Below are 12,709 nucleotides of genomic sequence, written 5' to 3' on the forward strand. Positions count from 1 at the left end.
AAAACGGGGCGAATCATTTCGCCCCGTTTCATTTCCATCCGCTAAAATACGCGCTTTTTCCCGAGCGCAGCCGATGCGGATTCACGCCTTACCCACTCAATTAGTCAATCAAATCGCCGCCGGCGAGGTGGTCGAGCGCCCGGCGTCCGTGGTCAAAGAGCTGGTGGAAAATTGTTTTGATGCCGGCGCGACGCAGATTCAGATTGATGTGGAACAGGGTGGGGCGCGGCAAATCAAAATTCGCGATAACGGCTGCGGCATCGTCAAAGACGATTTGGCACTGGCATTATCCCGGCATGCGACCAGTAAGATTGCTTCCTTGGACGATTTGGAACGTGTGATCAGCATGGGTTTTCGCGGCGAGGCCTTGCCCAGCATCAGCTCGGTGGCACGCTTGACCTTGATTTCCCGCACCGCCGATGCCGAATGCGCCTGGCAAGTCAGTGCCGATGGCACCGAGCAAAATTTCGATCCGCAACCCGATCCGCATCCGCTCGGCACCACGGTGGATGTGCGTGACCTGTTTTACAACACGCCGGCCCGCCGCAAGTTTTTAAAAGCCGAAAAGACCGAATTTACCCATATCGAGAGCCTGATCCAAAAGTTGGCTTTGGCACGTTTCGATGTCGGCTTTGTGTTGAATCACAATCAGCGTGAAGTGCTGAATCTCAAGCCCGCCGCGACACAGGACGCTCAGGAAAAACGCATCGCCGCGATTTGCGGCTCGGCTTTTGTTGAGAACAGCGTGAAGATCGATTTCGCGGCGTCCGGTCTGCATCTGCACGGTTGGGTCGGCTTGCCTACTTTCTCCCGCAGCCAGCAGGATATGCAGTTTTTTTACGTCAATGGCCGGCTGATCAAGGACCGATTGGTCGCCCATGCGGTGAAACAGGCTTATCAGGATGTGTTGTACCACGGCAGGCATCCGGTGTTTGTCTTGTACTTGGAACTCGATCCGGCCTTGGTAGATGTCAATGCGCATCCAACCAAGCTGGAAGTGCGGTTTAGGGAAGGGCGGATGGTGCACGATTTTCTGTTTCAGGCTTTACACCGCAGCTTGGCCGATCAACGACCCGGCGGTACGCAAGTTGCGCAGCAGATCGAAATAGCCGCCGATTTTTCGGAAACACAAACTTCGGTAGCGCCGCTAAGAACGCCGTTGAATCAACAAACGTCCTTGCCGCTGACCTTGCCGGAACCCGGTTTGGATAGTATTCAGCAAAGAACCGCGCCCGAGGCATTCGGCGCTTATCGCTACCCGCCCGAGCGGGCGAATTTGTCCGATGTGGCAGAGCAAATCAAGGCTTACGGCAAACTTTATCCGCAGACCGACCGCGCCAACCCAACTCAGCCCGCCATAGAATCGGCGATGCCGCCCTTGGGGTTTGCGCTGGCGCATATCCACAATATTTACATCCTGGCCGAGACGGCCTCAGGCATCATTTTGGTCGACGCCCACGCCGCCCACGAACGGGTGACGTATGAACGGCTGAAACAACATTATCTGAATCGAGCCATTGTCTCCCAGCCGCTGTTGCTGCCTATCAAGTTACAAGTCACCGCCGCCGAGGCCGACTTGGCCGAGCAAGAGCATGAATTTTTTACGGGTTTGGGTTTTGAAATCAACCGCTCCGGCCCGGAAGCCGTGGTGTTGAGAGCCACGCCGGCCTTGTTGGCAAAAGCCGATGTTGATCAGTTGGTGCGCGATATTCTGGCCGATCTGGCCACCCACGGCGTCAGTCATAAAGCCCAGGAAAGTCTTAATGCGATTTTGGCGACCATGGCTTGTCATAGCTCGGTGCGCGCCAAGCGCAAACTCAGCATCGAGGAAATGAACGCCTTGTTGCGCGACATGGAGCAGACCGAGCGTATCGGTCAATGCAACCATGGCCGGCCGACCTGGGTGGCGCTGAGTCATCAGGATTTGGACCGGTTTTTCATGCGCGGCCAATAAATGAGTGAGATAAAAAAGCCGTCGGCCATCCTGTTGATGGGGCCGACCGCATCCGGTAAAACCGCGCTTGGCGTGGCGATGGCGCAAGCCATGAATGCCGAGATTATCAGCGTCGATTCGGCCTTGGTCTACAAAGGCATGGACATCGGCACCGCCAAGCCCACGCTGGCGGAGCGAGCTGGAGTGTCGCATCATTTGATCGATATTCTCGATCCCCGCGAAGCGTTTTCCACCGGCCAATTCCGCAACCGCGCTTTGGAGTTGATGGCAGATATTACGGAGCGCGGCAAATTGCCCTTGTTAGTCGGCGGCACCATGTTGTACTTCAGCGCCTTGACGCAGGGTTTGGCGCAATTGCCTGAAGCCGATCCGGAGATACGCCAGCGATTAGATCAGGTATTGCAAGACTTGGGTAAGGAGGTGTTGCATGCCCGTCTGGCGCAAGTCGATCCGCAAGCGGCGGCGCGGATTCATGTCAACGATCCGCAACGCATTCAGCGGGCCTTGGAAGTTTATGAAATCAGCGGCCGACCGCTATCCAGTTTTTTCGACGCCAATCAAGACGCTGAGCATCCCTTTCGGTTTATCAAGCTGATCGTAGCGCCCGAGCAGCGTAGTACCTTACACGCCAAAATCGCCGAGCGTTTCGACCAGATGCTGGCGCAAGGCTTTCTCGACGAGGTCCAGGCTTTATGGCAACGCGGCGATATGGACGAAAGCATGCCATCGATACGCTGTGTCGGTTACCGGCAAGCGTGGTCTTATCTAAGCGGCGAATACGATATGGCGACAATGCGCGACAAAGCCATCATCGCCACCCGGCAACTGGCCAAGCGCCAATTTACCTGGCTGCGTAAGGAACAGGATGCCCATCATTTGATCACTGGCTCTGAAGGCTTGCTTGAGCAAGCCTTGGCCTACTGCCGTAACCATGAATAAAGCTGAACAACGCCAAATCGCTTACCTAGCGCGCAACGCTCAGGCCGATAAGGATGCGATCAGTGTCGAAATTTGTCGGCGCGTCGTGGAGCAGCCCTGGTATCAATCCGCGCGGACAGTGATGTGGTATCTAAATTGTCGTTCTGAAGTGCGGACCTTGTCGGCCGTCGCTACTGAATTGGGCTGCGGTAAGGGCATCGTCGTACCCTATTGCACCGTTGATTCCGAGGGCCAGAAACAACTGGGGTTATGGTATCTGAAGTCTATCGAAGAACTGCAACCGGGCATGTGGAATATTCTTGAGCCGCCTCGCGAACGTTGGCTAGAGCCTGCAAAGCAAGTGAGTGTCGATGAACTGGATGCGATCATCGTGCCAGGCGTGGCGTTCGATAAACAGGGCGGACGCTTGGGTAACGGCGCCGGTTATTACGACCGTCTACTGCAAAAAGTCCGGCCCGACGCGGTATTGGCGGCGATTAGCTACGAAGCCCAACTATTGCCGCAGGTTGTAATGGATGAGTACGATGTATTCATGGATTTTGTGGTCACCGAGCAGGCGATTTATTCAGGGAAGGGACGCACATGTCGGAGAACCTAGCAGAATTGAAACGGTTCATTCCCAGTTCGCCGGCTTTTGTGCTGGATGAAGAGCAAGTACTTGCCAATTTGCAACCCTTGCTGGCCTTGCGGCAGGCCACGGATTGCAAGATTTTGTATTCGATGAAAGCGCTACCTTTGGCGTCTTTACTGGTGTTGCTGTCTGGGAGAGTGGACGGCATATCGGTCAGTTCTTTGTTCGAAGCGCGCTTGGCAAAAGAGGTTTTGGGTGAAAGTGGCGGCAGCATCCATCTGACCACGCCCGGCATGCGTCCGGATGAGTTTCCCGAACTGGGCAAGCTTTGCAGTCACATCAGCTTCAATTCGCTGTCGCAGTTTCAACGTTTGCATGGGTTGGCCCGCTCGTATTCGAAAGGCTTGCGCGTTAATCCAAAGTTATCATTTGCCGACGATCAGCGCTACGACCCGTGTCGGCCGCATTCCAAATTGGGTGTGGATATTGAGTTACTACAAGACGGTTTGCCGGCCGATATCGAAGGGCTGCATTTTCATACGGTGTTCGCTTGTCAGGATTTTGCGCCGTTGCAACAAACCCTGGAAAAATTGCTGCCGATTCTGAAACGCAGCCAGCTTGAATGGCTGAATTTGGGGGGCGGTTATTTGTATCACGGCATCGCGGATCAGGCGCAGATCGTCGAATTGATTCAAAGGCTCAGAGTTGAGTTCGGCGTCGATGTGTATTTGGAGCCGGGCAAGGCCTTGGTTGGCAACGCTGGGTATATCGTGACGACCGTGCTGGACCGATTTGTTAGCGACGGTAAGGAGGTGTTGATCTTGGACACCTCAGTGAATCATCATCCGGAAGTGTTCGAATATCAGCGCAAACCGTGCTTGCTGGAGGACGAAAATGCCGGCGAGCGGACGGCAATTTTGGCGGGATCGACCTGTCTGGCTGGCGATGTATTTGGGGAATACAGGTTCCAGCAAATCCCGGAAGTGGGCGACAAACTAGTGTTTGCCGATGTCGGTGCGTATTCCTTGATCAAGGCCAATCGCTTTAACGGCTACAACTTGCCGGATGTTTATGCCTTAGCTCAAGGGCAGGCAACAATCCTCACGCGTCACGATTTCGATGATTATCGCCGGCAATGGACAAACGACGGCAATTAACTTTGATGAAACCGGTTTTTTGTCTAAGGGTGCGCGTGCGGCGGCGCTTGGTACTGGTCCAGGCCGGCCATTAAGGCTTCCATTTTTTGAATACTGGCATCGCAACTCTCGATGCTGGCTTGCACCTTGGCTTTAAAACGCAGACTCATGCTTTCGCCTTCGCTTTCCCGTTCGGCATATTCGTTAAGGAGATGGCAGGCGTCGTGCATCGCTTCTTCTGTATTTGCAAAGCTCTCGTTGTCCGGTAAAAGATCGGCTTCACTGAGCATCATGAGTCGACTTAATACCGTGCTCTGGTGACGGAATACCGATTCGGCGTAGTCGGCAAAGCTGTCGTGCTGGCTATTGGCCGGTACGCTGGCGCAACCCATTGCGCCGCAGCCCAATATTGTAAACAGGATTAGAAACTTCAAATGCGGTAAAACCATCGGCATCTTGTTTAAGCCTTTTGTGCAGTAAAAATGCAATATTCTGTCAGTTTTTCGGTAAACAACTGATGTTGCGCCAAACCCACCAGATAATTGGCGGTTTGCGCCTTGGAGCGTAACCCCAGCCATTCGCTGATAGTCTGTACCGGTTTCAGGCGTTTGGCTACTTTGAACATGTGTTCGACGGAGGCCTGGGTTTGTGCGGTGATGTCGTGGCAAACGATGGCTTGAAAACCTTGTTGCTCCAACAGACCGGTGAATTCGTCGCGCGCGCACAGATTTGGCACAGCCCAGCCGTTTAAGCAGGTCACCACCGCCGCCCATTGCTGTTGGTTAAACTGCCTTTGCAACACAAAGCCGTCGCAGACCACAATTCTCCCGCCGGGACGGAGTACCCGCCAGGCTTCTCTTAAAAACTCCCCTTTGTGTAAAGCATGACAGGAGCTTTCCAAGGCCCAGACCACATCAAACGAGGCATCCGGGAAGGGCGTGGCGCAAAAATCCGCGACTTTGAAATCGACTAGTTCGGCCACACCGTGGCGCTTGGCGTGCTGGCGGGCATAAGCGGCTTGCTTGGCACTGATGGTAATGCCGGTAACCTGATTGCCATGCTGTTTAGCCATCCAGATTGTACTGCCACCGATCCCGCACCCGGCATCCAGCACTTTATCGCTGGCTTGGATACCCGCTTTGTCATAAAGAACTTGGTTTTTGTTCAGCAGAGCTTGATGTTGGTCATACGGCTTAGTTTCGTCCCAATAGCCGTAATGCAAGGCCAGATTGTCGCGGTTGCACCAGGCCACCAGATAATCGTTGTAACAGTCGTCGTAGTGTTTGGCGGCGTCGGCTTGCAGTTCGGTGCTGGATAATTCGGCGTTATCGCGCAGGCTTTGGTCGCGGTAATCTTGATTGGGTTCTAGGGTGTACATCGTAGCGGGAAGTGAGGAAAGGGACGGCTGAGCGTAAGACAATGGAAACGGCCGGATTAGTTGGGTTGCCGGCCATTATAATTCAGATCGGCGACTTGCTTCATGTTAGCCGATAGATTGTTGAATTGCGGGTGATTGATTTCCAGCATAGAAAATATCTGTTTAATTGGTAACGCTTTGATTTGCTCCGGTTCCATCCCAAAGCGAATCTTGAATAGGCTTCGCTGTTTGCCGACCGGTAGCGCTGCCAGAATTTCGTTTAAGCGTTGATCGATCAATTGCCTAGCCAAGGCCAGTTCCGGACTCACGTTTTCATCCTTTGCTTTGAAATTGGCTTGAGTAGGCGCGGGTGCCGGCTGATTTGCCGTGGCCGCGCGCTGCCGCATCTCCAGCAATCGCGAGCTTTTGCCTGGATTGACCAACAGCGAATCCGCCGGGCGGGTGGGTGGTTTAGCCATGATGTTTGTTATGGGTCGAGTGGGCTGGATCGTGAATCAAATTGCGGATTACCACCGAAGCGCAGACGCCGCCGAATGCAGCGGGCAAATAAGAGATGGTGCCGTAAGCCGACTTTTTATAATTACTGCCGTCGGTAAACATCAAGGAATCTTTATTGACCACTTCCGGCGAAAACACCACCTTCACGCCACGGCTGATGCCGTGTTTGCGCAGGCGGGTGCGGATGAATTGCGCAAACGGGCAGTTATAGGTTTTGGAGATGTCCACCACTTTCAAATGGGTCGGGTCCATCTTGCCGCCAGCGCCCATGGAGCTGACGATTTTCATGTTGCGGGCTTTGGCGGCGCGAATCAGCGTGATTTTTGGCGTCAGACTGTCGATGGCGTCTACCACGTAGTCGTAATGCCGGCTCAATAGCGCGTCGGCGGTATCGGGGGTGATGAATTCGTGTTTGATGGTCAGTTTTAACTCGGGATTGATCGCCAGCAAGCGCTCGCCCATGATGTCAGCCTTGGACTGACCGTGCGTGGTCGATAGTGCCGGCAACTGCCGGTTGCGATTACTGGGATCGACCACATCGCCATCGACGATAGTCATCGCGCCAACCCCGGCCCGGCAGATAAATTCGGCCGCAAACGAGCCCACACCGCCCATGCCAACCACCAACACATGAGATTGCTGTAGCTTGTCGAGTTTGGGCTTGCCGATCAACAGTTCGGTACGGGACAGCCAGCTTAGATTAGTCATTCAGAAATACTCGTTTGAAATTGCTCATGATGTGTTGCCGCAAAGAGGCATTGTCGAGGCCGAGCATTTTAGCCGCAGCGGCGTATATCGCGTCAATGGATACATTCGCAGCGTCGGTTTCCAGAAATACGCGATCAAACGGCGTTCGGCTTAGTGCTTCTCCGGCATGACTGCGAGGATTCAGCAAGGCGGTCCCAAAGGACAGATAAAACCCGTGTCTTATCAATTGCTCGGCTAGGGCAGGGTTGCCGTTAAAGCCGTGAATGATCCAGGGTGTCTTGGCGTTTGGCGTGGATTTTTTAATCCGGATCAGCTCGTTAAAGGCGCGTACGCAATGGATGATCAGCGGCTTGCCAAGTTGGTTGGCTAGATTGATTTGGCTTACGAATGCTGTGGCTTGTGTTGCCAAAGCTGCAAAAATAGCATTATCCAGTCCGCATTCGCCGATTGCCAGTAGGTTTGGGTCCATACCTGCCGCACTAATTTTCCCTAAAGCTGTTTGCGTGTCTTCTTGGTCGAGATGCCAGGGGTGCAAGCCCAGGCTGTAGAAACCGTCTGGCGTTGCCGCGGTGTCGAAATCCTTGGTGCCGATGCTGATCACTTCAATGGTCTGATTTGCGCCGGTTTGGTGGCAATGGATGTCAATGTAGACATCGGCTAAGCTCAGCGCTTCTAGACCTGTTTCAATTTTCATTGAATTGCCACCTGTTACTCGATAAAAATTAACACCCTTAAAAAACCGTTATCGCACGGTATAATGCTATTTTATTTCTTCAGCAGAAAAACAATGGCGCAATATATTTTCTCGATGAACCGGGTCGGCAAGATCGTACCGCCCAAAAAGCATATTCTTAAGGATATTTCCCTATCGTTTTTTCCCGGCGCGAAAATCGGTGTATTGGGCTTGAATGGTTCCGGTAAATCCACGCTGCTGCGCATCATGGCCGGCATCGACAAGGAAATTGAAGGTGAAGCGATTCCGCTGAAAGGTACCAAAATCGGCTATCTGCCTCAGGAACCACAACTCGATCCGAATAAGACCGTGCGCGGCAATATCGAAGAAGCCGTTGCGGAAATCAAAGACGTACTGGCCAGGTTAGACGCGGTCTACGCCGCTTACGCCGATGCCGACGCTGATTTTGACGCGCTTGCCGCCGAGCAGGCCAAGCTGGAAGACATTATTAACGCCTGTGACGGTCATAATCTGGAACGTACGCTGGAAGTGGCTGCGGATGCCTTGCGCCTGCCGGATTGGGATGCCGATGTCACTAAATTGTCCGGTGGTGAAAAGCGCCGGGTGGCGCTGTGCCGTTTATTGCTGTCCAAGCCCGATATGTTGTTGCTCGACGAACCTACCAACCATTTGGATGCCGAATCGGTGGCCTGGCTGGAGCGCTTCCTGCATGACTATCCCGGCACCGTGGTAGCGGTAACCCATGATAGATACTTCCTTGATAATGTGGCCGGCTGGATCTTGGAGCTGGACCGTGGCATGGGTATTCCCTGGGAAGGCAATTATTCGTCCTGGCTGGAACAAAAGGAAAAACGCCTGGAGTTGGAGGAAAAACAGGAATCTTCTCGGCAAAAAGCCATGAAAGCCGAATTGGAGTGGGTGCGTTCCAACCAAAAAGGCCGGCACGCGAAGAGCAAGGCACGTTTGGCGCGTTTTGAAGAGTTGTCGTCGGTCGAAACGCAAAAACGTAACGAGACCCAGGAAATTTATATTCCACCCGGTCCGCGTCTGGGCGATGTAGTGATCGAAGTCGATAACATCAGTAAAGGTTTTGGCGATAGATTGTTGATCAACAATCTCAGTTTCAAACTGCCGCCGGGTGGGATTGTCGGTATTATCGGGCCTAATGGGGCTGGTAAAACCACGCTGTTTCGGATGATGGCTGGTTTTGAGAAACCGGATTCCGGCGACATCAAATTCGGCCAAACCGTGCAGATGGCTTATGTGGACCAGTTGCGCGATGACATGGATAACAACAAGACGGTTTGGGAAGAAATCTCAGACGGTTTGGACATGATCACGGTCGGCAAATACGAGACTCCGTCGCGGGCTTATATCGGCCGCTTCAATTTTAAAGGCGGAGATCAGCAAAAACGCATCGGCGAATTGTCCGGCGGCGAACGCAACCGCGTACACTTGGCCAAGCTGTTGAAAAGCGGCGGCAACGTGTTGCTGCTTGACGAGCCAACTAACGATTTGGACGTGGAAACCTTGCGGGCACTTGAAGAGGCCTTGCTGGCGTTCCCCGGTTGCGCGGTGGTGATTTCGCATGATCGTTGGTTTTTGGATCGTATTGCCACACACATGTTGGCATTCGAAGGCGATAGTGAAGTGGTGTGGTTTGAAGGTAATTACGCGGATTACGAAGCCGATAGGCATCGTCGTTTGGGCACCGATGCCGATAACCCGCATCGTCTCAAATATAAAAAAATCGGCTAAGCTGAACTTAAGCAGCCGTTGTTATTTTTGCAACGGCTTTGCTAATTAAGATCAGATTGAACTTGAAATAGCGCAGACCAGTCCCAAAGTCATTAAAAGTTTTTTATTGATCCGAACCCCGCGTGTTGAAATTGGCGGGTGTAGCGGGTAATGTATTAATAGCGCACCGAACAATAATAAGGAGAAATAGGATGTCGAAAGCACAAAACTTGCAGGACAACTTTTTGAATGCCCTCAGAAAAGAACACACTCCCGTGTCAATTTTTTTGGTGAACGGTATCAAACTGCAAGGCCGCGTCGATTCTTTCGACCAATACGTGGTGATGCTGAAAAACACTGTGAATCAAATGGTTTACAAGCACGCCATATCCACTATCGTTCCCGGCAAAAATGTCACAATGCACCGTGACCCCGACGTTAGCGATGAAAGCTAAGAGGTTATTTTTTGTTTGAACGTCCCGATGCGGGTGAACGAGCCATTCTCGTTCACCTCAATTTGCAAGCTGGTCAAGAAGACCTCGACGAGCTGAAAGAACTAACCAAATCCGCAGGCGCCCAACCCACTCATGTAGTAACTGGAAGCCGGTATCGGCCTGATCCGAAATATTTCGTTGGCACTGGTAAGGTTGAAGAAATCAGGGCGGCGATCATCGAGCACGAAGCCAATATCGTTATTGTCAATCATCCGCTAACACCCAGCCAAGAGCGCAATCTGGAAAAAGCGTTGGAAGTTCGGGTGGTCGATCGCAACGGCCTGATTCTGGATATTTTTGCGCAGCGGGCGCAAACCTTCGAAGGTAAATTGCAGGTCGAACTGGCGCAGCTCAAACATCTGTCTACCCGATTGATTCGCGGCTGGACGCATTTGGAGCGGCAAAAAGGCGGTATTGGTTTGCGCGGTCCGGGTGAAACGCAGCTGGAGACTGACAGGCGGTTGCTGGCTGTACGCATCAAGCAGATTCAACAGCGCCTAGGTAAGGTTGAAAAGCAGCGCCATCAAGGCCGCAGTAAGCGTAAAAAGGCCGAAATTCCTACCGTATCCCTGGTTGGATATACCAATGCCGGTAAGTCGACGCTGTTTAATACGTTAACCGGTGCCGGTATTTATGCGGCGGATCAATTGTTTGCCACTCTGGATCCTACCTTGCGGCAATTGTCGCTCAGTAATGGTGGCGAAATCATTTTGGCGGATACCGTTGGCTTTATTCGGCATTTGCCGCATGAATTGGTGGCGGCATTCCGATCCACTTTGCAGGAAGCCAGTGAGGCGGATTTACTGTTGCATGTGATCGATGCAGCCGCTGAAGATCGTGAAGACACGATCTATCAGGTTAACCAAGTTTTAAATGATATTGATGCCGCCAAAATCCCACAGTTGATGGTTTTAAACAAAATCGATTTACTCGAGGATGTTGCGCCGCACATTGACTACGATGCCGACGGTAAACCCGTCAGCGTCTGGATTTCCGCGCAAAACGGGGTAGGCTGTGATTTGTTGCAGCAGGCCTTGTCCGAGTTATTTGCTAGCAGCAAGGTGATTCGAAAATGCTATTTGCCAGCCGGCCAAGTAGGATTAAAGGCTAAGTTATTTACTTTTGTGAAAATAATCGACGAAGTAAATAACGATAGCGGCGACTGCGAATTGACGATAGAAATCGACAAAAAGCATTTGGGCTTGTTGAAGGGTATTGATGTTCATGAGCAGGTTTAACTGGCCGATTGCCGGAACAATCACCTAGTTATTTGCTCGGAAATGGCTAACTTACGATAGAATGGCGGTTTTTCGCATAGACAAGCCAAGGCTTCGAGTGATCGAGCAGCTTGTCCTTACGAGATGCAGCTCTAGAGTTTTCAAATCCAATTATTGGAGTGTTTGGTATGTCTTGGAATGAACCCGGCGGTGGTAAAAAAGACCCCTGGAGTGGTCGTAATGATAAGAATGATCCACCCGATTTGGACGAGGTAATTCGTTCGCTACAGGACAAACTGGGCGGTATTTTCGGTGGCGGTTCCAAAGGTGGTCTCGGCAGCGGGCCGTCAATGAAAGGCGTCGGTTTGCTGGCTGCCGGTGCACTGGTCCTCTGGGGTTTGAGCGGGTTTTATACCGTGGACGAAGGTACACGTGGCGTGGTCACCCGCTTTGGTGCCTATGTCAATACCACTCAGCCGGGTCTGAACTGGCATATCCCGTCGCCTGTAGAGCAGGTAGCGGTCATCAATGTCGAGCAACAACGCTTTATCGAAGTGGGTTACCGCTCCGGCGGCGGGCAGGGTATGGGCTCAGTGCCCAAGGAAGCGATGATGCTGACTAAAGACGAAAATATCGTCGACGTCCGTCTGGCTGTCCAATACCAAGTTAAGGACGCCAAGGATTATGCGTTTAACGTCCTGGATCCAGCCTCAACTCTAAAACAAGTTACCGAAAGCGTGCAGCGCGGTGTAATCGGTCGTAGCGATATGGACTTTGTGCTGACCGAAGGCCGTAGCGACATCGTGCTGGCGATTAAATCGGAAATTCAGTCGGTAATGGATGCGTACAAAACCGGTATATTGATCACCAGCGTCAATTTGCAAGACGCGCAGCCGCCCGAACAAGTGCAAGGTTCTTTCGAAGACGCGATCAAGGCGCGGGAAGACAAGCAGCGTTTGATTAACGAAGCGGAAGCGTATTCGAACGATGTGGTGCCTAAGGCGCGCGGTGCGGCTTCACGTATCGTGCAAGAGTCCGAAGGTTATAAAGAAAAAGTGATTGCCCGCGCGAATGGTGATGTCAGCCGCTTCTCGCAATTGTTAACGGAATACAAAAAAGCGCCGGCTGTAACCAAGCAGCGTATGTATATCGAAGCGATGGAGTTGGTTCTGGGCCGCTCCAACAACGTACTGGTTGATGTTAAAGGCGGTAACAACATTATGTATCTGCCGCTGGAGAAGTTGGCGAACAAGGCTGTCGAGGACGCCGCGCCGGCACCAGTAATCAGTCACGAACCAGTTTCTTTAACGTCTCAACCCGTGAAAGAAATTAAAACCGATGTGCGTGCGTCAAGCCGTGAACGCGATGTGAGAGGACGCTAAG

13 protein-coding genes are annotated in these 12,709 nt (G+C 52.4%); 8 read left to right on the plus strand and 5 right to left on the minus strand.

Going from position 1 to position 12,709, the window contains the following annotated elements; translation table 11 throughout:
• The first annotated feature begins 73 nt into the window (after positions 1-73).
• The 4 genes from mutL to A1332_RS21355 are packed head-to-tail and all read left to right on the plus strand — an operon-like array spanning position 74 to position 4,621.
• The gene (gene mutL, locus A1332_RS21340; RefSeq protein ID WP_064010432.1) at positions 74-1,954 is read left to right on the plus strand and encodes a DNA mismatch repair endonuclease MutL; all 1,881 of its coding nucleotides are present in this window, start codon (positions 74-76) and stop codon (positions 1,952-1,954) included.
• Positions 1,955-2,893 (plus strand): tRNA (adenosine(37)-N6)-dimethylallyltransferase MiaA, encoded by a 939-nt coding sequence (gene miaA / locus A1332_RS21345; RefSeq protein WP_064010433.1) that lies wholly within the window; start codon positions 1,955-1,957, stop codon positions 2,891-2,893.
• Complete coding sequence (locus A1332_RS21350; RefSeq protein ID WP_064010434.1) at positions 2,886-3,491, plus strand: 5-formyltetrahydrofolate cyclo-ligase; 606 nt, start codon at positions 2,886-2,888, stop codon at positions 3,489-3,491. Before miaA ends, A1332_RS21350 begins: the two co-directional genes overlap by 8 nt.
• On the plus strand, positions 3,476-4,621 hold the full coding sequence (locus A1332_RS21355; protein WP_064010435.1) for a carboxynorspermidine decarboxylase: 1,146 nt from the start codon (positions 3,476-3,478) through the stop codon (positions 4,619-4,621). Before A1332_RS21350 ends, A1332_RS21355 begins: the two co-directional genes overlap by 16 nt.
• 23 nt (positions 4,622-4,644) lie before the next feature.
• On the opposite strand, the gene A1332_RS21360 is transcribed toward A1332_RS21355, so the two are convergent.
• The 5 genes from A1332_RS21360 to A1332_RS21380 are packed head-to-tail and all read right to left on the minus strand — an operon-like array spanning position 4,645 to position 7,878.
• Positions 4,645-5,055, minus strand: coding sequence for a hypothetical protein (locus tag A1332_RS21360; protein WP_064010436.1), 411 nt, complete (start codon positions 5,053-5,055; stop codon positions 4,645-4,647).
• Between the two features lie 5 nt (positions 5,056-5,060).
• Positions 5,061-5,978, minus strand: coding sequence for a methyltransferase domain-containing protein (locus tag A1332_RS21365; protein WP_064010437.1), 918 nt, complete (start codon positions 5,976-5,978; stop codon positions 5,061-5,063).
• Between the two features lie 56 nt (positions 5,979-6,034).
• Positions 6,035-6,436, minus strand: a complete 402-nt coding sequence (locus A1332_RS21370) for a hypothetical protein (RefSeq protein WP_064010438.1) — start codon at positions 6,434-6,436, stop codon at positions 6,035-6,037.
• Positions 6,429-7,184, minus strand: a complete 756-nt coding sequence (locus A1332_RS21375; protein ID WP_064010439.1) for a tRNA threonylcarbamoyladenosine dehydratase — start codon at positions 7,182-7,184, stop codon at positions 6,429-6,431. The genes A1332_RS21370 and A1332_RS21375 overlap by 8 nt, the downstream gene beginning before the upstream one ends.
• The gene (locus tag A1332_RS21380; RefSeq protein WP_064010440.1) at positions 7,177-7,878 is read right to left on the minus strand and encodes a TatD family hydrolase; all 702 of its coding nucleotides are present in this window, start codon (positions 7,876-7,878) and stop codon (positions 7,177-7,179) included. The genes A1332_RS21375 and A1332_RS21380 overlap by 8 nt, the downstream gene beginning before the upstream one ends.
• Positions 7,879-7,971: 93 nt before the next feature.
• Between A1332_RS21380 and ettA the strand changes: the two genes are divergently transcribed.
• The 4 genes from ettA to hflK all read left to right on the plus strand — a co-directional run bounded on the left by ettA (position 7,972) and on the right by hflK (position 12,708).
• Complete coding sequence (gene ettA / locus A1332_RS21385) at positions 7,972-9,636, plus strand: energy-dependent translational throttle protein EttA (protein ID WP_064010441.1); 1,665 nt, start codon at positions 7,972-7,974, stop codon at positions 9,634-9,636.
• A 191-nt stretch (positions 9,637-9,827) separates the two neighbouring features.
• Positions 9,828-10,070 (plus strand): RNA chaperone Hfq, encoded by a 243-nt coding sequence (hfq, locus tag A1332_RS21390; protein WP_020482487.1) that lies wholly within the window; start codon positions 9,828-9,830, stop codon positions 10,068-10,070.
• An 11-nt stretch (positions 10,071-10,081) separates the two neighbouring features.
• Positions 10,082-11,347 (plus strand): ribosome rescue GTPase HflX, encoded by a 1,266-nt coding sequence (hflX, locus tag A1332_RS21395; RefSeq protein WP_064010442.1) that lies wholly within the window; start codon positions 10,082-10,084, stop codon positions 11,345-11,347.
• A gap of 167 nt (positions 11,348-11,514) precedes the next feature.
• Positions 11,515-12,708 (plus strand): FtsH protease activity modulator HflK, encoded by a 1,194-nt coding sequence (hflK, locus tag A1332_RS21400; RefSeq protein ID WP_064010443.1) that lies wholly within the window; start codon positions 11,515-11,517, stop codon positions 12,706-12,708.
• Position 12,709 lies beyond the last annotated feature (1 nt).

Source organism: Methylomonas methanica (assembly GCF_001644035.1).
In the GTDB taxonomy this organism is placed as follows: domain Bacteria; phylum Pseudomonadota; class Gammaproteobacteria; order Methylococcales; family Methylomonadaceae; genus Methylomonas; species Methylomonas methanica_A.

What these genes read in the sequence shown, in the direction of transcription:
- A1332_RS21350 (WP_064010434.1), top strand. Translation starts at nt 2,886, where the DNA reads ATGAATAAAGCTGAACAACGCCAAATCGCTTACCTAGCGCGCAACGCT.
- ettA (WP_064010441.1), top strand. Translation starts at nt 7,972, where the DNA reads ATGGCGCAATATATTTTCTCGATGAACCGGGTCGGCAAGATCGTACCG.
- hfq (WP_020482487.1), top strand. Translation starts at nt 9,828, where the DNA reads ATGTCGAAAGCACAAAACTTGCAGGACAACTTTTTGAATGCCCTCAGA.
- hflK (WP_064010443.1), top strand. Translation starts at nt 11,515, where the DNA reads ATGTCTTGGAATGAACCCGGCGGTGGTAAAAAAGACCCCTGGAGTGGT.
- A1332_RS21370 (WP_064010438.1), bottom strand. Translation starts at nt 6,436, where the DNA reads ATGGCTAAACCACCCACCCGCCCGGCGGATTCGCTGTTGGTCAATCCA.
- mutL (WP_064010432.1), top strand. Translation starts at nt 74, where the DNA reads ATGCGGATTCACGCCTTACCCACTCAATTAGTCAATCAAATCGCCGCC.
- A1332_RS21380 (WP_064010440.1), bottom strand. Translation starts at nt 7,878, where the DNA reads ATGAAAATTGAAACAGGTCTAGAAGCGCTGAGCTTAGCCGATGTCTAC.
- A1332_RS21355 (WP_064010435.1), top strand. Translation starts at nt 3,476, where the DNA reads ATGTCGGAGAACCTAGCAGAATTGAAACGGTTCATTCCCAGTTCGCCG.
- A1332_RS21360 (WP_064010436.1), bottom strand. Translation starts at nt 5,055, where the DNA reads ATGCCGATGGTTTTACCGCATTTGAAGTTTCTAATCCTGTTTACAATA.
- A1332_RS21375 (WP_064010439.1), bottom strand. Translation starts at nt 7,184, where the DNA reads ATGACTAATCTAAGCTGGCTGTCCCGTACCGAACTGTTGATCGGCAAG.
- miaA (WP_064010433.1), top strand. Translation starts at nt 1,955, where the DNA reads ATGAGTGAGATAAAAAAGCCGTCGGCCATCCTGTTGATGGGGCCGACC.
- A1332_RS21365 (WP_064010437.1), bottom strand. Translation starts at nt 5,978, where the DNA reads ATGTACACCCTAGAACCCAATCAAGATTACCGCGACCAAAGCCTGCGC.